The following is a 20601-nucleotide window of genomic DNA, read 5'->3' as shown; positions in this document are numbered from 1 at the left end:
GAAGTTACAGACATTTTTAAACGCTGAACAACTGGCAGCGCCGCACGAAAAAAAACGGTGCGCCAGCAGAGAGAGGATTAACCTGGCAGAGAGAGTTCGCCGCCCTGATCGATAGCCCGCTGCCAGGCAGCACGCTGCTGAACGGTTTGCAGCCATTTCTGACTGGCCGGCATCTGCTCCATCCCGACACGTTGCGCCAGGGCCAGCAGCGGAAAGCTCATCTGAATGTCGGCGATACTGAAGCGCTGACCCGCGAACCACGGATTAGCCGCCAGATGCTGCTCAATCATTTTCATATGCGGTTGCAGCTGTTTATCGAGCCAGGCCTTCTGCACCCCTTTGCCAAACGCCGCGCCAACCGGGCGCAGCAGCCAGGGCACCGGCGCTTTCCCCATCTGTCCGAAGATCAGCTTCATCACCAGCAGCGGCATCAGCGAACCCTCGGCGTAGTGCAGCCAGTAGCGCGACTGCAACAGCGACTCTTCATCACTCAGCTTCAGCCGGAATTCGTGATCATATTTCTGTTCCAGATACTCGAGAATCGCCCCGGATTCCGCCACCACCCGGTTTTCATCGGTAATCACCGGTGATTTTCCCAGCGGATGCACTTTTTTCAGCGCCTCGGGCGCCAGCATGGTTGGCTCGCGTTGATAACGTTTGATCTGATACGGCACTTCCAGCTCTTCCAGCAGCCATAGCACCCGATGTGAACGTGATTGCTCGAGATGGTGAACGGTGATCATCATGATTCCCTGTGTGTTGACCTCCCACCAGTATAGACGTCACTCCGCGTCCGGATGGTTACCGTCCTGTTCCGGGTCGAGCAGCACCGCTCCTGACCCTTGCTGACCCAGCCGATCGCCCGGATTGCGCAGCGGACAATCGCGCATCGACAGACAGCCGCAGCCGATACAGCCATCAAGGTCGTTGCGCAGCCGGGTCAGGGTTTCGATGCGCTTATCCAGCTCTTCGCGCCAGTGCTGAGTCAGGGCGTCCCACTCCGGGGCCGACATCCGCTTATTGGCCGGAATATGCTCAAGGCTGTCGCTGACGGTCGCCAGCGGAATACCGATGCGTTGCGCAATTTTGATGATAGCCACGCGTCGCAGCACATCACGGCTGTAACGCCGCTGATTACCGCCGTTACGGGTACTGAATATCAGCCCTTTGGTTTCATAGAAGTGCAGCGCTGACACCGCGACGCCGCTGCGGCGCGCCACTTCGCCCGGCGTTAATACCGGTTTGGGGTAGTTGCGATCTTTTTTCATCTGGCTCTTTACCTCAAGTTAACTTGAGGAATTATACTCGCTTCCCATCAAAACGACTAAACTCCCATTACCGCTTATTAAGCACCAGAAGGATGAGGCCATGATGCAAGAAGAGATCATTCATTCCCTGACGCACTGGATTGACCAGAATCTGGACAAAAGTTTGTCCATTGATGAAGTGGCAGCAAAATCGGGTTATTCGAAATGGCACCTGCAGCGGATGTTCCGTACCGTCACCAAACAGACGCTTGGCGGCTATATCCGTGAACGCCGCCTGACGCTGGCAGCCGAAGCGCTGTCTCAGACCCAGCGCCCGGTGTTTGATATCGCGATGCAGTACGGCTATGACTCGCAGCAGACCTTCTCGCGGGTGTTTCGCCGCCAGTTCTCGCAAACCCCTACCGCCTACCGTCACACCATGCGCCGTCAGGCGATTCAGCGCCCTCGCCTGCTGAGCTTCGGCTGCAATGACAGCATGGCCAGCTTTACCCAGCGCACCACCGGCGAGTGCTGCCCGGTCCGTTAACTGTCAGGACGCCCGTCTTCGGGCGTGCCTGATCGCCTCTCTGATTTGTTCTTCACGCTGTTCATATCTGCAACAATTTCCTGCCATACCAGTGTCAAATTTTGTTCAAAGTTTCAAATCGGGTGATATAATGTGACACAAGTCACACTATGAACCTGGGTTGACGGCGCTAAAGCACTTCCTGACACGCTTTTCCGCCGCCGGTGATGTCCGCAAATTGTCAGGAATACTAACTGATATTGAGGTCCGGCCGATGGCTACGTTAACCACCAGTCTGCTTGTTATGCGTTGGGAATTGTTGAGCGCAGTAATGATGTTTTTCGCCAGCACCCTGAAAACCAAATTGCGTCAGGATAGTCATCATGTGATGGCATTCATGTGTGGCGGGATTGGTTTAGGCATGACCTGCTGGTTCGTTACCGGTCTGATGGGAATTACCCTGAGCATGGAAAACGTGCACAACTTCATGGAAATCTCTAAGCACGCCTTTATCGACGTGATGAGTCAGGCGCCTGCTGAATGGCCGATGCCCTGATCGAGTGATACGCTGAGACTGTCGCGTCGATAGCCTGATTTTTGCCAATAAAAAACCCCGCCAGGCGGGGTTTTTTACATTGCTGTGTGTGCTTAAACTTTCTTCAACATGGCAGGGATATTAACATCCTGCACTGTGACGCCCGGTCTCTGCGTTCCGCGGCGGTCCTGAATCCACATATCTCCCATCATCTGGTTTAAACCCCGATCCAATCCGGTCACCAGGCCTGCACCCGGCGTGAAAGTGAGTTCACCGAAATAGATCTGTTCTTCATGGATATACCAATCGACCCGCACGTAATCGAAATCACTGGCCAGCTTTTTGCTCAGATCGAGCGCATGTTGCAGTGACGGCAGAATCGGCGAGACATCCAGGCCGGTATCGCGAATCTTGTGAAACGCCTCGTTGAGGTTATTCACGTAGAAGTTCATCGACAGCAGCGGCTGGCAGCGGTTGTAGATCACCTGCAGCACATATTCGAACTTGCCATCACGCTTGTTGAACATGTGGAACTTGTAATCAATCGGCGCGCTTTTGCCATCACCGATGTATTTCTCCACCAGGATGCGCGGCTTGATGTAGCGATAGTGGATCTCACGTGCTTCGTTAGCGAAGTCGGTCTTCAGCCAGCGGTAGCAGTCGTGAATAATCTGCTGTTTGCGCAGCGCGTCTGGCTCTTCCAGCAGAATCTCCACCATGTTGGAGGCGTGGTTCGGCTTAATCACCGTCCCTTTCCAGCACGGTAAGCTGTTTAGCGTGGTCGGGTCAGTGGTTTCGTGTACCAGCGGAATCAGATATTCATTACCGATTTTTTCGGCAATAAATTCACGCACCGAATATTTGTCCGACAGGCGGCCATAGTTCTGGTAATCGCCATAGACAAATTTACGGTACAACACCTTTTCGTTGAACACTTTTGGCTGACGCAGATTGGGCAGCTTTCTGAACTTGTGGAAGTAGTAGATGCGGTCCTGGTACGCCCAGGGCATCTTCTTAATAAAGTACTGCACACTTCTTCTGAGTTCTTCTTTCAACTTGAGCATATCGGACCTCATTTGTAGGTTTTGTAGTTGAGTGAGGAAACTTGAATCTTTTGAATGACGCCGTTTTTAAAGAAGTAATTCATGACGGTCAGGGACAAAAGCTCTGAAAGGAAAACGCTCCACGCGGCTCCCATGATGCCGTGGCCCTGAATCAACCACCATGAGAGCGGCAAACTGATGACCATCAGACAAATGATTTTCTTCAGCAGATAGTTAAACCCTCCCTCCTTAACCATGTAGCGATAAGCTACTGTCCCCATTGCCGAAAAGCTGGTCGCTATCGACAGCAACGTTATGAGACTTCCTGACTGTGTAAATTCCGGACCATACAACGCGATAATGATCTGCTCGCCGAATAACGAGATGACCAGCAGCATCAGCAATGAAACACCCATAACGTAACCATTGAGCCGGGCCGCCAGCTTGATGGCCACCTCGCCACGCTCTCTGAAGATTTCAGTGAAGCAGGAGGTAATCAGCGCCACCGGGATAAAAATCCACGAGGCAGAAATGGTATTAGCCGCGGCAAACAGGCCGAGGTCGCGCGCCGGGGCGGTACCCGCCAGGAACATCTGCGCCGCTTTGACCTGGACAGAAATAAAGATGCTGGAGATCGCCAGCGGCAGACCGGCATACATCAGGTAACGCAGATAGGCAGTCCGCTTTTCACGCGGCGGCATCTGATCCTGGTGTTCCTGATAAAAGTTGTGCCGCTTGATCAGGTAAGGCACCAGCGTCACCGCCACAATCGACAGCGTCAGCCACAGCGGATTCAGCCGCAGCCAGGCGATGGTAAAGCTGATAGCGAAACTCAGCAGCATGCCGACCGCATTGGCGATGGTATTCAGACGCGAGGCAAGACGCGCATTGTTGTAAACGCTGAATGTATCCTGGGTGACAAAAACCGAGGCAACAAATGAGGCCAGTGCAAATGCCAGGAAATTTTCCTGCATGTTGTACCAGACCCAGATTAAGACTGGCACCGAGGTGAGCAGTAAAAGCACCATGCGCAAGGTACGCGCGATGGTCATCAGGCGTAAGCCTTTCGACGCATTTTTACTGACACGCTTAAACAGAATGGTTTCGGTGCCAAAGATTGCAACGGTTTGCACCATCGCAAATAGTGAGGTTGAAAACGCCATCTGGCCAAACACCGTTGGGCCAAAGGATTTCGCCACGTAAGAAGTCACAAATATGACGCCAAACACGGAGATGATCTTCTCAGACATCATCCAGGCGGCATTAGACATTACGCTCAATTTCATCGACTCTTCCTTAGTATTACTCAACTACAACCGCTTCGGTACAACATCCCTGTAACGAATTAATAAGCGCTCAGTGGGCCTGGCGAAAATGTAAGACTTCAAACCAAGCTGGTCCGAAAATTGAGAATCACATCATGATCCGGAGAATAAATTCAGGACAATTCTTATTATATTTGGCGCGAATCGGTTCGGTTGGAAACGATTTCAGCCTGAAAATAGTGCAATCTTCATGAGTCATAACCGCTAAATTAATCAAGTCGGTTATGCTAAATATCCAACGTACGTAGAATTTTTTCGTATTTGGGATGCGATGAATTTATAACAAAAAACCGCCTCCAGGAAGGCGCGCCCCTCGGATCGGAATAAAATAAGATTTATCCCATGATGATATTTATTCTAAATATCTTAATTTAACCTTCGCAATTCAATACGCACACTTTAATACTGCATTAATAGAAACTTACAGTGCCAGGAATTATTAAAGTCATTCTCATCCATTAATCGATAAGAAAGGTAAGAGCATTTATGAGAAAGTCACGATACAGCGAAGATCAAATCACAAATGCCATTAAAGCTTCTGAATCGGGCGTTAAAGTCAGAGAGATTTGCGAAGAGCTGGGTATCTCTGAAGCAACTTTCTACAGCTGGAAGAAGAAGTTTTCTGGGCTGTCTTCCGAAGAAGGCAGGAAAATCAAAGAGCTGGAGGAAAAACTGCAGAACCTTACCCGTGAACTGCAAACCCTGAACTCTGATAAGGAGATGCTGCAAAGCGTTCTGAAGAACTTCTTTACTACGAATGAAAAACGTCAGGCGGTCGACTTCCTGCAGAGCACCTTCGACATCGGCACCCGTCGCAGCTGTCGTTTATTAGATATCAGTCGCAGCGTATATCATTATCCGTCCGGCACAGAGAATCGCTAAACCCAATGCTACCGCGCTTTTTAGACTTAACGCTGAGATTTGTTCTTACCAGAAGAGATGAAGATCATTTAACAGGACAATTGCGGCACCCTTTTCCGCTCCATTTATAACTAATGAATGGCTTCACGGCTAAGCTTCTTTTTTTGCGGTAAAATTGATTCACAACAGCAAAAGTCTCGCATTCTACGCACCTTTCCCCTCTCCCAATCCCGTTTCGGCGGGATTGGGGTCTCGTGTTTCTTCGTTAAGCTCGGCTAATCATCGGAACTGAATTGCATTCTTTCCGTTAAGCCGGCTTAAACATCGCTTTTAAAATAACCTACGCGCCTTTAAGTTAATGATGGATCTAATCCCCATTTTTGCGGTTACGCTTTAATTCGCGAGTAGTGTCATTCGGCAAAACTTTCTCCAGGATTAATCCAGGTTAAATAGTTTATTACTGCTTATCACTAACGTTATGTACCTACTCATTTTGCATCCTTAGTGCGCATCAATGATGCCGGACGTTAATCTTTAAATAAAAACGCAGCGGCGGAATTCTCTTACTCTTTTATCAATGAATGAAGTTAATAGTGGTTTTTAGTCGCCGCTCTTCAGGTCCGGAAGGCAATGACAGCAGGTCGTTAATCACTTAATCGCCATTATCTGGCCGAAATTCGTCTCATTAATGGATGAATTTCAACCACTGCCCGGGCGTTACACATCAAAAAGGATCTGATTCTGACCTGTGCTGGCTGTTTTTTAGCCTGGGCTTGTCGTCAATGGCGTGAAGATGAAGCGGCCTGTCCGGCCGGATGTGAGGTATGAAATCGATTACGTAGCGAATATGGGTGCAAAATCGTTCAAATCGGAATGCGACTTAATCTTAAAAAGCCGCGCGGACGGCTGACCGCGCGACAGAACAAAGATTATCCACTGGCAGCGTTACTCGTTGATCGCCACCACCAGCGGTTGCGGTTTTATCCGCATCGCCCACAGCACGCCAGCCATCAGAAAAATAATGCCGGCCACGGTCAGCAGCGGCGGCCAGCTTTGATGCCAGAGAAAAGTCCACAAAAGGCCAAAGAGGATTTCAAAAACGATCAATGGCCCCATCAATACAGTGGGTAAACGCTGGCTGGCGGCATTCCAGCACAGCGTCCCCAGCCAGGAGCAGAGCAGACCAATCGCCAGCATTAGCGGAATGAAGACCCGAGGATGAGGCCCAAACGGCAGCGTGAAGTCAGGCTGCTGCCAGGCGAGCTGAGCGCTGACCAGCGCATACAGCACCAGCGCCATCGGCAGCGTGACCAGCCCCTGCGCCGTAGCCCAGGTAGAAGGCCGGTGTTCAGGGTGCGTGCGCAGCCAGCGCGCGTTACGCAATGGATACCAGGTCCAGCACACCACGGCCAGCATCGCCAGCACAATCCCGGTGAGATACCGGCCGAGGTCCAGCGTGCTGCCATGAGCCTGCAACTCGGCAGCATTCACGCACACCAGCCCGGCCGCCATCAGTATTAAGGCAGGAAACAGTCGCCGCCACGGCAGTCGCCCTTCAAGATGACCGTAACAGAGGTTCGCGGTGACAGCGATCACCACCGGCAGCGTACCGATTATCATGGTCGAGACCGGCGCGCCGGTGCGCTGAATGGCATTGGCGAGAAAGGCGTAATAAAGAAGGTTGCCCACCAGCGAAAGCTTTACCGCTTCCCGCCAGTCAGCCACAACCAGCCGCTGCAATCGACGGCGGTCGTGCCACGCCAGCGGCAGCGCAATCAGGCCAAAGGCAACGTAGCGGCCAGCTGATTGCAACGCCCCGGGATAGTCCGGCACCAGCAACGGGCCAACAAAGATCAGTCCCCACATCAGACCTGCGGTCACAGCAAACAGTACGCCAGCGAGCATAATTTTTCCCTTTATCGTTTGTCTGGCGCAGTGTGGCGAAATGAGGCGGGAAAGGCTTGTAGCAGATTGCGATTTTCAGGCCTGGCGCACCTGTTTCTGATAGCGGACCGGAGTAATACCGTACCGGTTGGCGAAGGCGCGGGTCAGGTGAGCCTGATCGGTCAGCCCCACCGCAGCCGCCACGCTGGCTGCACTCTCCCCCTGCGTCAGGCGCTGTTTGGCATCATACAGCCGAAAGGCCATCAGCATCTGATGCGGCGTCACATGATAATGCTGGCGAAAAGCACGTAAAAAGTGCCAGGGCGATAATGCTGCCAGCGCCGCCAGCTCCTCAAGGCGCACCGGTTGCGCCAGGTTTTCCCGCAGGTAATCACGTACCTTATCGAAGCGATGCGCTGGCTGAAGCCGGGCGGACGACGCCATCCGCGCCAGCGGCCGAATCTGCAATAACAGTTCCGACAGCAATCCCTGACGTGCCAGCACCGAGTCCGCCTGCCACAGTGCCGCCAGGGTGCGCGACAGCGGCTGGGCCAGACGGGAATCAGTCAGCAGTGCCTCATTAAACCACCAGCCGCGATCGCCGGTCAGCTCATCCATTAACTGTGGCTGGATATAGATCATCTGATAACGCCAGCCTTCGGCACAGGCGGATTCCCCGGTATGCAGTTCATCCGGATTCATCATCACCAGCGAATCTTTGGGTGCGGTGTATTGGGTGCCGCGATAGCGAAAGCGCTGCGCGCCAGCTTCAATAGTGCCGATACCAAAGGCTTCATGCGTATGCGGTTCAAAGGCGTAGCGAGAGATGTGAGCCTGATACAGTTCCACACCGGGTAACTCAGACAGCTGCTGAAACTGCGCGCGATCTGTCTCGCAGGGAAAAATAGCCGGAACGCCCTCCACTTCACTCTCCTCATTTAACCGACAGGCAGTTCAGCATGCCTGTGATGGACGATAAAATGCAAAATATTGCTATTCATCCGCCTGGTGCCAGGCAACACTGCTTTTTTCCGTCGCGATAGGATCAAGCATGGCACAGCGAGTGGTGTTGGTTATAGATATGCAAAATGGCGTATTCGCTACGCCGCGTTTTGACTGGCAGGGGCGGGTGGCGCAGATAAATCGTCTGACTGAGCGGGCCGATTTCACGGTGTTTATCCAGCATACCGAGGAAAGCCTGCCTGAAGGCAGTCATGCTTTTGCGCTGTTGCCCGAGATCCACCAGCCTGCCGGCGCGCATTTTATCACTAAAACGGCCTGCGACAGCTTCTGGCAGACTGGTCTGGCTGCGTTGCTTCAGACGCTGGCGGTGAAGGAATTTGTGATTTGCGGCTGTGCCACAGACTACTGCCTGGATACCACCATTAAAGTTGGTGCCAGCGCCGGCTATCGCATCACCGTGGCGGCAGATGCGCATACCACCGCCGATCGCCGCTGGGTGAGCGCAGAACAGCTGATAGGTCAGCATAATGAGGTGTGGTCGTCGCTGCTGATACCCGGCAACGTGCCGCGCGTGCTGAGCTGTGACGCAATCCTGACCGAATGGGCGTCCCACGCCTGATCTGTTTGTGCAGCCGCTATTAAAGGTAATAAAAAGGCCCGGTATACCGGGCCTGTTTGCTATCAATGTCGCGCTGTCAGGCGGATCAGAACGGGATATCGTCGTCAAAATCCATTGGCGGTTCGTTGTTGTTGCTGGCAGGTGCGCTCTGAGGCTGCTGCTGCGGACGGGACTGCGCGCCGCCGCTGAACTGATTATTGCTGCCCTGCGGCTGCTGTGGCTGGCCCCAACCGTTGTTGTTACCGCCGCCCTGCGCGCCGCCTGCTGATGCACCGGCGTTACCGCCCTGCTGACGGCCGCCCAGCATCTGCATGGTGCCGCCGACGTTAACCACCACTTCGGTGGTGTAACGCTCCTGGCCACCCTGATCCTGCCATTTACGGGTGCGCAGCTGGCCTTCGATATAGACCTGAGACCCTTTTTTCAGGTATTCACCCGCGACTTCAGCCAGTTTGCCAAACAGCACCACACGGTGCCACTCAGTGATCTCTTTGTTTTCACCGGTCTGCTTGTCGCGCCAGCTTTCCGACGTAGCCAGCGTAATGTTGGCAACAGCGCCACCATTTGGCATATAACGTACTTCCGGATCCTGACCCAGATTCCCGACAAGAATCACTTTGTTAACGCCACGACTGGCCATGTTGCTGTCTCCCGATGAGTTAATGCATACAGTCTAATCTATCAATTCTAACACGTCCTGCTGACTGTTTCCCACTTTAGAGCGGGGTTCCAATTTTAATCATCCGCCGCCAAAAGGCAAAGAGTACTGGATATTTATTCAGTCTATTTTTTGTGCCATAATGATGCGTTTATTCTGGCCGTGTCGGCAAGGCGCGGTGAGTGCTGCTAATCCGGGAAAGGTGAATGGATAAGATCGAAGTTCGTGGTGCCCGCACCCATAATTTGAAAAACATCAACCTGACCATCCCACGCGACAAACTCATTGTGGTGACCGGCCTGTCTGGCTCCGGTAAATCCTCACTGGCGTTTGATACGCTGTATGCGGAAGGTCAGCGCCGCTATGTGGAGTCGCTCTCTGCGTATGCGCGCCAGTTTCTTTCGCTGATGGAAAAACCGGACGTCGATCATATCGAAGGTTTGTCGCCCGCCATTTCCATTGAGCAGAAATCAACCTCACATAACCCGCGATCTACGGTCGGTACCATCACCGAGATCCACGACTATCTGCGTCTGCTGTTTGCCCGCGTCGGTGAGCCGCGCTGTCCGGATCACGATGTGCCGCTGGCGGCGCAGACCGTCAGCCAGATGGTTGATCAGGTGCTCTCTCAGCCGGAAGGCCGCCGCTTGATGCTGCTGGCTCCGGTGGTGAAGGATCGTAAAGGCGAGCACACCAAAACGCTGGAAAACCTGGCGACGCAGGGCTACATTCGTGCGCGTATCGACGGCGAAGTATGCGATCTCTCCGATCCGCCAAAGCTTGAACTGCAGAAGAAGCACACCATTGAAGTAGTGATTGATCGCTTTAAAGTGCGTGCCGATCTGGCAACCCGGCTGGCCGAATCGTTTGAAACCACGCTGGATCTCTCTGGCGGCACGGCGATCGTGGCGGATATGGATGACAGCGCGGCTGAAGAGCTGCTGTTCTCTGCCAACTTTGCCTGCCCGATTTGTGGCTACAGCATGAGCGAGCTGGAACCGCGCCTGTTCTCGTTTAACAACCCTGCGGGTGCCTGTCCGACCTGTGATGGGCTGGGCGTGCAGCAATATTTCGACCCGGATCGGGTAGTCCAGAACCCGGAGCTCTCGCTGGCGGGCGGTGCAATCCGCGGCTGGGATCGCCGTAACTTCTACTATTTCCAGATGCTGCGCTCACTGGCGGAACATCTCGATTTTGATATCGAAGCGTCGTTCGGCAGCCTGCCGGATAACGTGCAGAAAGTGATTCTGTACGGTTCCGGTAAAGAGACCATTGAGTTCAAGTACATCAACGATCGGGGTGATACCTCCGTGCGTCGCCATCCGTTTGAAGGCGTGCTGAACAACATGGAACGCCGTTACAAAGAGACCGAATCGTCAGCGGTGCGCGAAGAGCTGGCGAAATTTATCAGCAACCGGGCCTGTGCCACCTGCGATGGGACGCGTCTGCGTCGTGAAGCGCGCCACGTCTTCGTGGAAAACACCACGCTGCCGACCATCTCGGAGATGAGTATCGGTCATGCGATGTCGTTCTTTGAAAACCTGAAGCTCAGCGGCCAGCGCGCCCAAATCGCGGAAAAAGTGCTGAAAGAGATCAGCGATCGCCTGAGCTTCCTGGTGAACGTCGGCCTGAACTACCTGTCGATGTCTCGTTCGGCTGAAACCCTTTCCGGCGGTGAAGCACAGCGTATCCGTCTGGCCAGCCAGATCGGCGCGGGCCTGGTGGGCGTGATGTACGTGCTGGATGAGCCCTCTATCGGCCTGCATCAGCGCGATAACGAGCGCCTGCTCGGCACCCTGATTCACCTGCGCGATCTCGGCAATACGGTGATTGTGGTTGAGCACGATGAAGATGCGATTCGGGCGGCTGACCACGTGATCGATATCGGTCCCGGCGCGGGCGTGCATGGCGGCCAGGTCGTGGCAGAAGGCACCGTGGATGAGATCATGGCGCAGGAAGCGTCACTGACCGGCCAGTTCCTTAGCGGCAAACGTGAAATTTCCGTGCCGCCGCAGCGGGTTAAAGGCGATCCGGCCAAAGTGCTGAAGGTGACGGGCGCACGCGGCAACAACCTCAAGGACGTGACGCTGACGCTGCCGGTCGGGCTGTTTACCTGCATCACCGGCGTATCGGGTTCAGGTAAATCGACGCTGATCAACGATACGCTGTTCCCGATTGCCCAGCGCGCGCTCAACGGCGCGACCATCGCGGAACCGGCGGCCTATCGCGAGGTCACCGGCCTCGAGCATTTCGATAAGGTCATCGACATCGACCAGAGCCCGATTGGCCGGACACCGCGCTCTAACCCGGCCACCTACACCGGCATCTTCACGCCGGTACGTGAACTGTTTGCTGGCGTGCCGGAAGCGCGCTCGCGTGGATACAATCCGGGCCGCTTCAGTTTCAACGTGCGTGGTGGACGCTGTGAAGCCTGTCAGGGCGATGGCGTACTGAAAGTCGAAATGCACTTTTTACCGGACATTTATGTGCCGTGCGATCAGTGCAAAGGCAAACGCTATAACCGCGAAACGCTGGAAGTGAAGTACAAGGGCAAGAGCATCCACGAAGTGCTGGAAATGACCATTGAGGAAGCGCGGGAGTTCTTCGATGTGGTGCCGGCGCTGGCGCGTAAGTTGCAGACGCTGATCGATGTGGGTCTCTCTTACATCCGTCTCGGCCAGTCCGCTACTACTCTTTCCGGCGGTGAAGCGCAGCGCGTTAAGCTGGCGCGTGAGCTGTCGAAGCGCGGCACCGGTCAGACGCTCTATATCCTTGATGAGCCCACTACCGGCCTGCATTTTGCCGATATCCAGCAGCTGCTGGAAGTGCTGCATCAGCTGCGCGATCAGGGCAATACCATCGTGGTGATTGAGCACAATCTCGACGTGATCAAAACTGCCGACTGGATTGTCGATCTCGGTCCGGAAGGCGGCAGCGGCGGCGGTGAAATTCTGATGGCCGGCACGCCAGAAACCGTGGCGGAGTGTGAAAAATCACACACCGCACGCTTCCTCAAACCGTTGCTGAACAAGTAATCTGTCAGGCCCGCCTCGTGCGGGCCTTTTTTTTACCGGCTGCCCATTCAGCCAGAGAAATGCAGGATCAGGCAAGATTCAGACACCTATAGGCATATACGCTTTTCGCTACGCTGACTATCCTTAAGCGGTTCCTCTTTGGCACGCCCTGCGCGTCGCCCTGTTTTCGCTGCAGCACACTGCTGCCGCACTTCACCGAAAAACACGCACGACACATCGAAACTGGAGACACCATGAATATTACGCATGCGTATGCTGCTCAGGATGCTAAATCCAAACTGGCACCGTTCGATTATCAGCCGCGTGAGCTTCGCGCTCATGACGTACAGCTTGAGGTCCTGTTCTGTGGCGTCTGCCACTCAGACCTGCATCAGGCACGTAATGAGTGGAAGAACACCATTTTCCCGGTGGTGCCTGGCCATGAAATCGTGGGTCGCGTTACTGCTGTGGGTCCACAGACTCAGAAGTATAAGGTGGGCGACCTGGTCGGCGTCGGCTGTATGGTCGACTCCTGCCGCAGCTGTCCAAGCTGTCAGGAAGGTTTAGAGCAGTATTGTGAAAATGGCTTTGTTGGCACCTATAACGGTGAAGATCGCGAAACCGGCGCCATTACCTATGGCGGTTACTCAACGGCGATGGTGGTGGATGAGAGCTTTGTGCTGCGCATCCCTGAAAACCTGGAACTGGCTGGCGTTGCGCCGCTGCTGTGTGCCGGTATCACCACTTACTCACCGCTGCGTCACTGGAATGTCGGTCCCGGCAAAAAAGTAGGCATCGTCGGATTGGGCGGTCTCGGCCATATGGGCGTCAAAATTGCCCATGCGATGGGCGCGCATGTGGTGCTGTTCACCACCTCGCCGTCTAAAATTGAAGACGGTAAACGCCTGGGCGCAGATGAAGTGGTGATTTCGAAAGATCCGGAGCAGATGGCACAGCACGCCAACAGCTTCGACTTCATTCTGAATACCGTGGCGGCACAACACGATCTCAACCCGTTCATTACCCTGCTGAAGCGCGATGGCAACATGACGCTGGTCGGCGCACCGGAGCACGATCACCCTGCGCCGCAGGTATTTAACCTGATCTTCAAGCGTCGCAGCATCGCCGGTTCACTGATTGGCGGCATTGCCGAAACGCAGGAGATGCTCGATTTCTGTGGTGAGCACGGCATCACCTCAGATATCGAACTGATTGCGATGGATCAGATCAATGAAGCCTACGAACGTATGCTGAAGAGTGATGTGAAATACCGTTTCGTTATCGATATCAACACATTGCGCAATCAGTCCGCCGCGTAATCGCTGCACCTTATCACCCTCTTCCAGCCGGGAGAGGGTTTTTTATTGCCGCCTATTTGACGGTCGCAATCTGATCAAAAGACGCATCAACCAGATAGTAGATCTGCGAATCTTTCAGTGAGCCATCAAGATACAGGGTGCTCCAGTGAGATTTGTTCAGATGCTGGCTGGGAAAAATGTCGTTATGCTCTTCGCGCAGTAATTCCGCCAGCGCCGGGGTCGATTTCAGTGAAACCGCGGGACGACCTTTCACCTCATGCACCATGGCAAACAGTACGCCGTTGCTTTTAATCTGAGTGGCTTTCCAGTCACTATGGACGCTCTGTTCCGCGCCCGGCTTGCTCATGCAATAGGTCAGTAAGTCTGAATTCGTCATTACGCTTCCCCTTGTAAAGTGGCGACAATTCGCCGCGCACCGCCATCAATGCGGTGTTCGCCCAGCCAGATCCCCTGCCAGGTGCCCAGCACCAGACGTCCGCGCTGAACCGGCAGTAACAATGATACCCCTAAGGTCGATGATTTAATGTGCGCTGGCATATCGTCACGCCCTTCGTAGTCGTGCTGATAAGGCGCATCTTCCGGAACGTGCCGCATAAAGTGCTGTTCCATGTCGCTGCGCACCGTCGGGTCGCAATTCTCGTTTAAGGTTAACGAAGCCGAGGTGTGCTGCAACAGCAGATGCAACAGGCCGGTGTTGATGTTACGCAAGGCGGAAAGCGCATCGACGATCTCATCAGTGATCAGATGAAATCCGCGTGGTTTCGCGCTAAGCGTCAGAATTTGTTGATGCCACATAGCTTTTTCCTGAAACGGTCTCCCGTTTAAGTGTGCAGCATGTCGGCGAAAGGTAAACCCTGCGGGCAAATAAAAAACCGCCGGGCTGAGCCGGCGGTTTTTACACAGCGGAACGGCGATTACATTACGGCAGCAAATGCTTCCGCAACCTGATGCACATTTCTGCTGTTCAGGCCGGCGACACACATCCGGCCGCTGCCGACCAGATAGATGCCGAACTCGTTGCGCAGGCGATCAACCTGCTGTGCGCTCAGGCCGGTATAGCTGAACATACCGCGCTGCTTCAGCAGGTAGTCAAAGTTTTTACCTGGCAGTGCGGTGTTCAGCACATCGACCAGCGACTGACGCATCTCCAGGATGCGTAAGCGCATCGCTTCTACTTCCGCCAGCCAGCTCGCTTTCAGAGCATCATCATTCAACACCCGTGCCACCACCTGCGCACCAAAATTCGGTGGGCTGGAGTAGTTGCGGCGTACGGTCGCTTTTAACTGACCCAGCACCCGGCCGGCTTCCTCTGCGCTGTCGCAGACGATAGACAGACCGCCGACACGCTCACCATACAGTGAGAAGATTTTCGAGAAGGAGTTGCTGACCAGCGCTGGCAGGCCCGCTGCGGCCACGGCGCGCAGTGCATACGCATCCTGCTGCATGCCCGCACCGAAGCCCTGATAGGCAATGTCGAGGAACGGAATCAGCTGCTGCGCCTTCAGCACCTCAACGGTCTGGTCCCACTGCGCATCGGTCAGGTCGGCACCGGTCGGGTTATGGCAGCACGGATGCAGCAGAACGATGCTCTGCTGCGGCAGGGTTTTCAGCGCGCTGATAAATGCATCGAACCGCACGCCGTGGGTCTCTGCGTCATACCACGGATAGGTGTTCACCTCGAAACCGGCACCGTTGAAAATCGCCACGTGGTTTTCCCAGGTCGGATCGCTGACCCAGACCGCTGACTGCGGGAAATAACGTTTAAGGAAATCTGCACCGACTTTCAACGCGCCAGAGCCGCCCAGCGTCTGAATAGAGGCAATCCGGCCCGCCTGCAGCATCGGATGGTCGGCACCAAACAGCAGAGGCGCAATCGCGCTGCGGTAGCTGTTCAGCCCTTCCATTGGCAGATAGAGCGACGCCTGCTGTGGCTCAGCGTGCAGCTGCTGTTCAGCAGTCGCAACCGCTTTCAGCTGCGGGATGATGCTCTGCTCGTCATAGTAAAGCCCGATACTGAGGTTAACTTTGTGTTCGCGTGGGTCTTGTTTAAACGCTTCCATCAACGACAGAATCGGGTCGCCAGCATAGGCATCAACGTTTTGAAACACGGTGTAGGTCTCCATGAGTGGTCTTCGGGTAACAGAGTGTCATTAAACCAGGTAGCGTCCTGGACGGTGGTTCATCGCGATAATCAGATTAAGAATAACCGCGCCGCCAATCGAGGCGAGCAGAATCGGTACGCTCACCACAAACAGGGAGGCCAGCACCACGCAGGTATCCACCGCCATTTGCAGCTTGCCGGCGCGAATGCCAAAGCGATCCTGTAGCCACAGCGCCAGGATATTGATGCCGCCCAGGCTGGCTTTATGACGAAACAACACTATAAACCCGATTCCCATGATGACGTTACCGAACAATGTCGCATAGAACGGATCGAGGGCGGAAAAATGGACAAACAGCGGATGCAGATGGGTAAACAATGACACCAGCCCAACGGCACAAAAGGTTTTCAGGGTAAATTCCCAGCCCATGCGTTTTACCGCCAGCCAGTAGAACGGAATATTGATCAGAAAGAAGGCGCTGCCGAAGGATAACGGCGACAGGTAGCTGACCAGAAAAGCGATGCCCGCCGTACTGCCGGTCAGCGCGCCCGCCTGTTTCAACATAATGACGCCGAACGAAACCATCAGGGTGCCAAGCACAATCGCCAGTGCATCTTCAATGCGGGAATGGGGAATGCGGGCGGGTTCTGCAACGTTATCCATGGAGTTATCTCAGTGCAAATGATGCGGTTCAGATGCAAAAAACGCACCATACCGGCAGCCGATGACGGCCACCGGTAGGGTGCCAGCGATTATCCCATTGATATCTAAGGCGCTTTATTGCAGGGTTTTGTGCAAAAAACTTCGAAAAAACCGTTAATTCATGCACAAATGTTTGTTCTGGTGCGTATTACTTGCATTATTTACCGCAGTGATGCACCAAAACGGCACAGGACGCACCTTTTTAGCGCGTATTGTGTTCTGGAATCATCATCAGCCCGTTCTCTTTCAGACGTCCCAGTACCACCGAGGTTTTTACATGAGAAACGCTCTGGTGGCCGGCGACCAGCTGGCTGATTAAGGCGCTGAGCGAATTGAGATCGGCCACCGCCACTTTTAACAGATAATCGGCATCACCGGTGGTTTTGTAGGCGTCGACAATCGCCTCTTCCTGCTCCACCATCCGATGAAAACTGTCGACATATTCGGCAGTATGATTAATTAAGCGCACCTCAATCAGCCCGACCATACCCAGCCCAATCGCATCCGGTGACAGCCGGGCGTGGTAGCCAAGGATAAGGTTGGCCTGCTCCAGGTTGATCCGGCGGCGTGAGCATTGTGACGCCGACAGGCCGACTAAATCGCTCAACTCCTGATTGGTCAGGCGGCCATTAGATTGTAATAAAGTCAGGATTTTAAGGTCGTAATCGTCTACGTGAGTCATTCCGTTTCCACAGCGTTATTGGCATCGCTTTGTTACAGATAACCCGATAATCGGCGGGGTTGTCCAACACTATTTTCTGATGACGGGGGCTGTCATGCACAGATCGTGCATGACAGCACAAAGAAGGGATTATTCGTCGTCGTATTGCGGACCCGCGTAGTTATCGAAACGCGACCACTGTCCGTTAAATGTCAGACGCACCGTGCCGATGGGACCGTTACGCTGTTTACCGAGGATGATCTCGGCGATCCCTTTAAGATCGCTGTTTTCGTGGTAAACCTCATCGCGATAGATAAACATGATCAAATCCGCATCCTGCTCGATCGAGCCCGATTCACGCAGATCCGAGTTCACCGGCCGCTTATCGGCACGCTGCTCCAGCGAGCGGTTAAGCTGCGACAGCGCCACCACCGGCACATTCAGCTCTTTGGCTAACGCTTTCAGTGAGCGCGAGATCTCGGCGATCTCCAGCGTACGGTTATCCGACAGGGAAGGCACGCGCATCAGCTGCAGGTAGTCGATCATAATCATGCTTAAGCCACCGTTTTCACGGTAGATGCGGCGGGCGCGCGAGCGCACTTCGGTCGGCGTCAGGCCAGAAGAGTCATCAATGTACATGTTCTTCTTCTCCAGCAGGATGCCCATGGTGCCGGAGATACGCGCCCAGTCCTCATCATCCAGCTGGCCAGTACGAATACGGGTCTGATCGACCCGCGACAGCGAAGCCAGCATACGCATCATGATCTGTTCGCTGGGCATTTCGAGGCTGAAAATCAGCACCGGTTTGTCCTGCAGCATCGCGGCGTTTTCGCACAGGTTCATCGCGAAGGTGGTTTTACCCATTGAGGGACGCGCGGCGACGATAATCAGGTCAGAGCGCTGCAGGCCCGCGGTCTTCTTGTTCAGATCCTGATAGCCGGTATCCACGCCGGTGACGCCATCGTGCGGCGTCTGATAAAGCGATTCGATACGTGAGACGGTCGCCTCAAGGATCTGCTCAATATTTTTCGGGCCAGCATCCTTACTGGCACGCGCTTCGGCAATTTTGAAAACGTTGGATTCGGCGAAATCCAGCAGCTCTTCGCTGTTGCGGCCCTGCGGATCGTAGCCAGCATCGGCAATCTGGTTGGCGACCGAAATCATCTCACGCACTACCGCACGTTCACGCACGATGTCTGCATAAGCGCCGATGTTAGCCGCGCTGGGGGTATTTTTCGCCAGTTCAGCAAGGTAAGCAAAGCCGCCAGCCATCTCCAGCTCGCCGCGGGTTTCCAGCGATTCAGAGAGAGTGATCAGGTCGATTGGCTTGCTGTTTTCCAGCAGCCGCTGCATCTCGGAAAAAATCAGCCGATGCGAGCGGTTGAAGAAATCATTGGCGACCACGCGCTCGGAGACGTTGTCCCAGCGCTCGTTATCCAGCATTAACCCACCGAGCACCGATTGCTCCGCTTCCAGCGAATGCGGGGGCATTTTCACGCCTTCCAGCTGGCGATCCTGCGTTTCGTTCGATTTGTTGGTGGGTTTATTTCCTGCCATAGTGAATGCATTACCGATGTTCTGTGGGGACGCGCAAGTATACCTCAGTTGGGGTGCGCGCCTCACCCTCATGATGAAACAATCACAGGAGTCAGAATGGCAAAGCGTATTCAGTTCAACGCGCACGGCGGTCCGGACGTTTTACAGTGGGCTGATTTTGAACTTGCCGATCCTGCCGGTAATGAGGTGCAGGTAGAAAATCGCGCCATCGGCATTAACTACATCGATACCTATCTGCGCAGCGGGCTCTATCCGGTGGCAGCCTTCCCGTCCGGTCTCGGTACCGAGGCGGCGGGCGTCGTTACCCGCGTCGGCCGTGACGTGACGCTGTTTAAGCCTGGCGATCGGGTGGTCTATTGTCAGGCAGCCCTCGGCGCCTACAGCGAAGCGCACAACGTAGCAGAAGATCGGCTGATGCACCTGCCCGACGCGATCGGCTTTGAGCTGGCGGCAGCCAGTTTTCTGAAAGGGCTGACCACTCAGTATCTGCTGCGCCAGACCTATAAAATCAAAGCGGATGAGACCTTCCTGTTTCATGCCGCCGCCGGCGGTGTCGGGCTGATTGCCTGCCAGTGGGCAAAAGCGTTGGGCGCGCACCTGATTGGTACCGTCGGTTCGGCTGAAAAGGCGACGCTGGCGAAGAATGCCGGTGCCTGGGCAACAATTAACTATCGCGAAGAGGATATCGCCGCACGCGTCAGCGAGCTTACCCAGGGGAAAAAGGTTGGCGTAGTGTATGACTCGGTCGGTAAAGATACCTGGGAAGCATCGCTGGACTCGCTGCGTCGTCACGGTCTGATGGTCAGTTTCGGCAACGCTTCCGGCCCGGTGACCGGGGTTGATCTGGGCATTCTGAATAAAAAAGGCTCACTGTTTGTTACCCGCCCGTCGCTGTTCGGTTACATCACTAACCGTCAGGAGCTGGAAACCGCCAGTGCCGAACTCTTTTCGCTGCTGGCCAGCGGCGCGATCAAAGTGGACGTGCCGGAACAGCAGAAGTTTGAATTGAAGGAGGCGGGCAAAGCGCATCAGATGCTGGAAAGCCGCGCTACTCAGGGGTCGAGCCTGCTGATTCCCTGACCATCGGCAACGCCGTCTGGCATACAAAAAGGGCTTCCCGCAGGAAGCCCTTCTCTTTTTTTATTTTCGTTCGCGCTGGTGTAGGGACAGCGGCGATGAATTCGTTTCGACTCAACGACGACTATCCTGCCAGAAAACATAAGTAAAAAATATGTTTAATTGCAGATATCGTCTAAGCAAAACGTCACACTGTGATCATCTCCGCATTTAACGCCAGCCTTTTCGGTCTAAGTTGTTGATCTTACGCTTTAGCTTACGCCATTCTCGCGTGTTGCGATCGCCGAAAAAGGCGCGATGCAGCCAGACCGCGACCACTGCCAGCACCAGCCACGGCAACACTTTGATAACAAGTGCAAACAGTCCACCGACGAACATTACCAGCGTGGCGACCACCAGCGCAGCCAGTACGCCGAGCAATGAAACACCGGTAAGCAACAGCATCAGGAAAAACCCCAATACAAATAAAATTTCCACGTTAGCGCTCCTTATTGAGACTCATTGTGTC

21 protein-coding genes are annotated in these 20601 nt (G+C 54.3%); 7 read left to right on the top strand and 14 right to left on the bottom strand.

Going from position 1 to position 20601, the window contains the following annotated elements:
* Positions 1-77: 77 nt before the first annotated feature.
* Positions 78-743 carry a glutathione S-transferase family protein gene (locus tag ABIB18_RS06630; protein WP_031375501.1) on the bottom strand — a complete coding sequence of 222 codons (666 nt, stop codon included), beginning with the start codon at positions 741-743 and terminating at the stop codon, positions 78-80.
* A gap of 39 nt (positions 744-782) precedes the next feature.
* On the bottom strand, positions 783-1268 hold the full coding sequence (soxR, locus tag ABIB18_RS06625; RefSeq protein WP_031375502.1) for a redox-sensitive transcriptional activator SoxR: 486 nt from the start codon (positions 1266-1268) through the stop codon (positions 783-785).
* 100 nt (positions 1269-1368) lie between these two features.
* Here soxR and soxS point away from each other — a divergent pair, with 100 nt between their 5' ends.
* A complete protein-coding gene (soxS, locus tag ABIB18_RS06620) occupies positions 1369-1794 on the top strand; it encodes a superoxide response transcriptional regulator SoxS (protein WP_031375503.1) in 426 nt (141 codons plus the stop codon).
* A gap of 253 nt (positions 1795-2047) precedes the next feature.
* A complete protein-coding gene (locus ABIB18_RS06615) occupies positions 2048-2329 on the top strand; it encodes a YjcB family protein (RefSeq protein WP_046288557.1) in 282 nt (93 codons plus the stop codon).
* A 92-nt stretch (positions 2330-2421) separates the two neighbouring features.
* Here ABIB18_RS06615 and ABIB18_RS06610 read toward each other — a convergent pair whose 3' ends face one another.
* A complete protein-coding gene (locus ABIB18_RS06610; protein WP_031375505.1) occupies positions 2422-3372 on the bottom strand; it encodes an ATP-grasp fold amidoligase family protein in 951 nt (316 codons plus the stop codon).
* A gap of 8 nt (positions 3373-3380) precedes the next feature.
* The gene (locus tag ABIB18_RS06605) at positions 3381-4637 is read right to left on the bottom strand and encodes an oligosaccharide flippase family protein (RefSeq protein WP_031375506.1); all 1257 of its coding nucleotides are present in this window, start codon (positions 4635-4637) and stop codon (positions 3381-3383) included.
* Positions 4638-5162: 525 nt separating this feature from the next.
* On the opposite strand from ABIB18_RS06605, the gene ABIB18_RS06600 reads away from it, so the two are divergent.
* Positions 5163-5558 (top strand): transposase, encoded by a 396-nt coding sequence (locus ABIB18_RS06600; RefSeq protein WP_031375507.1) that lies wholly within the window; start codon positions 5163-5165, stop codon positions 5556-5558.
* A 924-nt stretch (positions 5559-6482) separates the two neighbouring features.
* Here ABIB18_RS06600 and ABIB18_RS06595 read toward each other — a convergent pair.
* Complete coding sequence (locus ABIB18_RS06595; RefSeq protein ID WP_069729446.1) at positions 6483-7442, bottom strand: DMT family transporter; 960 nt, start codon at positions 7440-7442, stop codon at positions 6483-6485.
* Positions 7443-7517: 75 nt separating this feature from the next.
* Complete coding sequence (locus tag ABIB18_RS06590; protein WP_354473860.1) at positions 7518-8345, bottom strand: AraC family transcriptional regulator; 828 nt, start codon at positions 8343-8345, stop codon at positions 7518-7520.
* Between the two features lie 127 nt (positions 8346-8472).
* Here ABIB18_RS06590 and ABIB18_RS06585 point away from each other — a divergent pair, with 127 nt between their 5' ends.
* Entirely contained in the window at positions 8473-9003 is a 531-nt protein-coding gene (locus ABIB18_RS06585; protein ID WP_354473859.1) for an isochorismatase family protein, read from the top strand.
* Positions 9004-9088: 85 nt separating this feature from the next.
* Here ABIB18_RS06585 and ssb1 read toward each other — a convergent pair whose 3' ends face one another.
* Positions 9089-9643 carry a single-stranded DNA-binding protein SSB1 gene (gene ssb1, locus ABIB18_RS06580; RefSeq protein WP_031375511.1) on the bottom strand — a complete coding sequence of 185 codons (555 nt, stop codon included), beginning with the start codon at positions 9641-9643 and terminating at the stop codon, positions 9089-9091.
* 224 nt (positions 9644-9867) lie between these two features.
* Here ssb1 and uvrA point away from each other — a divergent pair, with 224 nt between their 5' ends.
* Positions 9868-12696 carry an excinuclease ABC subunit UvrA gene (gene uvrA / locus ABIB18_RS06575; protein WP_354473858.1) on the top strand — a complete coding sequence of 943 codons (2829 nt, stop codon included), beginning with the start codon at positions 9868-9870 and terminating at the stop codon, positions 12694-12696.
* A 233-nt stretch (positions 12697-12929) separates the two neighbouring features.
* Entirely contained in the window at positions 12930-13994 is a 1065-nt protein-coding gene (locus ABIB18_RS06570; RefSeq protein WP_031375512.1) for an NAD(P)-dependent alcohol dehydrogenase, read from the top strand.
* A gap of 52 nt (positions 13995-14046) precedes the next feature.
* Here the strand turns inward: ABIB18_RS06570 and ABIB18_RS06565 are convergent, their stop codons facing one another.
* The 6 genes from ABIB18_RS06565 to dnaB all read right to left on the bottom strand — a co-directional run bounded on the left by ABIB18_RS06565 (position 14047) and on the right by dnaB (position 19016).
* On the bottom strand, positions 14047-14370 hold the full coding sequence (locus ABIB18_RS06565) for an MmcQ/YjbR family DNA-binding protein (protein WP_089561278.1): 324 nt from the start codon (positions 14368-14370) through the stop codon (positions 14047-14049).
* The gene (locus tag ABIB18_RS06560; protein WP_031375514.1) at positions 14370-14789 is read right to left on the bottom strand and encodes a secondary thiamine-phosphate synthase enzyme YjbQ; all 420 of its coding nucleotides are present in this window, start codon (positions 14787-14789) and stop codon (positions 14370-14372) included. Before ABIB18_RS06560 ends, ABIB18_RS06565 begins: the two co-directional genes overlap by 1 nt.
* Positions 14790-14908: 119 nt before the next feature.
* Entirely contained in the window at positions 14909-16102 is a 1194-nt protein-coding gene (locus ABIB18_RS06555) for an amino acid aminotransferase (RefSeq protein ID WP_279810448.1), read from the bottom strand.
* Between the two features lie 42 nt (positions 16103-16144).
* A complete protein-coding gene (locus tag ABIB18_RS06550; protein WP_354473856.1) occupies positions 16145-16759 on the bottom strand; it encodes a YitT family protein in 615 nt (204 codons plus the stop codon).
* Positions 16760-17000: 241 nt separating this feature from the next.
* The gene (locus tag ABIB18_RS06545; RefSeq protein ID WP_354473855.1) at positions 17001-17480 is read right to left on the bottom strand and encodes an Lrp/AsnC family transcriptional regulator; all 480 of its coding nucleotides are present in this window, start codon (positions 17478-17480) and stop codon (positions 17001-17003) included.
* A gap of 129 nt (positions 17481-17609) precedes the next feature.
* Entirely contained in the window at positions 17610-19016 is a 1407-nt protein-coding gene (gene dnaB, locus ABIB18_RS06540) for a replicative DNA helicase (protein ID WP_031375516.1), read from the bottom strand.
* A 96-nt stretch (positions 19017-19112) separates the two neighbouring features.
* On the opposite strand from dnaB, the gene ABIB18_RS06535 reads away from it, so the two are divergent.
* Positions 19113-20096 (top strand): quinone oxidoreductase, encoded by a 984-nt coding sequence (locus ABIB18_RS06535; RefSeq protein WP_031375517.1) that lies wholly within the window; start codon positions 19113-19115, stop codon positions 20094-20096.
* A 207-nt stretch (positions 20097-20303) separates the two neighbouring features.
* On the opposite strand, the gene pspG is transcribed toward ABIB18_RS06535, so the two are convergent.
* A complete protein-coding gene (pspG, locus tag ABIB18_RS06530; protein WP_069729440.1) occupies positions 20304-20570 on the bottom strand; it encodes an envelope stress response protein PspG in 267 nt (88 codons plus the stop codon).
* Positions 20571-20601: the final 31 nt, after the last annotated feature.

The organism is Pantoea sp. UYEF8 (assembly GCF_040546285.1).
GTDB lineage: Bacteria > Pseudomonadota > Gammaproteobacteria > Enterobacterales > Enterobacteriaceae > Pantoea > Pantoea brenneri.
The sequence above is the reverse complement of the archived record's forward strand: the minus strand, read 5'-3'. Positions and strand labels throughout refer to the sequence as shown.

Coding starts and splice junctions, on each gene's coding strand:
- ABIB18_RS06630 (WP_031375501.1), bottom strand. CDS start 743: ATGATCACCGTTCACCATCTCGAGCAATCACGTTCACATCGGGTGCTA.
- soxR (WP_031375502.1), bottom strand. CDS start 1,268: ATGAAAAAAGATCGCAACTACCCCAAACCGGTATTAACGCCGGGCGAA.
- soxS (WP_031375503.1), top strand. CDS start 1,369: ATGATGCAAGAAGAGATCATTCATTCCCTGACGCACTGGATTGACCAG.
- ABIB18_RS06615 (WP_046288557.1), top strand. CDS start 2,048: ATGGCTACGTTAACCACCAGTCTGCTTGTTATGCGTTGGGAATTGTTG.
- ABIB18_RS06610 (WP_031375505.1), bottom strand. CDS start 3,372: ATGCTCAAGTTGAAAGAAGAACTCAGAAGAAGTGTGCAGTACTTTATT.
- ABIB18_RS06605 (WP_031375506.1), bottom strand. CDS start 4,637: ATGAAATTGAGCGTAATGTCTAATGCCGCCTGGATGATGTCTGAGAAG.
- ABIB18_RS06600 (WP_031375507.1), top strand. CDS start 5,163: ATGAGAAAGTCACGATACAGCGAAGATCAAATCACAAATGCCATTAAA.
- ABIB18_RS06595 (WP_069729446.1), bottom strand. CDS start 7,442: ATGCTCGCTGGCGTACTGTTTGCTGTGACCGCAGGTCTGATGTGGGGA.
- ABIB18_RS06585 (WP_354473859.1), top strand. CDS start 8,473: ATGGCACAGCGAGTGGTGTTGGTTATAGATATGCAAAATGGCGTATTC.
- ssb1 (WP_031375511.1), bottom strand. CDS start 9,643: ATGGCCAGTCGTGGCGTTAACAAAGTGATTCTTGTCGGGAATCTGGGT.
- uvrA (WP_354473858.1), top strand. CDS start 9,868: ATGGATAAGATCGAAGTTCGTGGTGCCCGCACCCATAATTTGAAAAAC.
- ABIB18_RS06570 (WP_031375512.1), top strand. CDS start 12,930: ATGAATATTACGCATGCGTATGCTGCTCAGGATGCTAAATCCAAACTG.
- ABIB18_RS06565 (WP_089561278.1), bottom strand. CDS start 14,370: ATGACGAATTCAGACTTACTGACCTATTGCATGAGCAAGCCGGGCGCG.
- ABIB18_RS06560 (WP_031375514.1), bottom strand. CDS start 14,789: ATGTGGCATCAACAAATTCTGACGCTTAGCGCGAAACCACGCGGATTT.
- ABIB18_RS06550 (WP_354473856.1), bottom strand. CDS start 16,759: ATGGATAACGTTGCAGAACCCGCCCGCATTCCCCATTCCCGCATTGAA.
- ABIB18_RS06545 (WP_354473855.1), bottom strand. CDS start 17,480: ATGACTCACGTAGACGATTACGACCTTAAAATCCTGACTTTATTACAA.
- dnaB (WP_031375516.1), bottom strand. CDS start 19,016: ATGGCAGGAAATAAACCCACCAACAAATCGAACGAAACGCAGGATCGC.
- ABIB18_RS06535 (WP_031375517.1), top strand. CDS start 19,113: ATGGCAAAGCGTATTCAGTTCAACGCGCACGGCGGTCCGGACGTTTTA.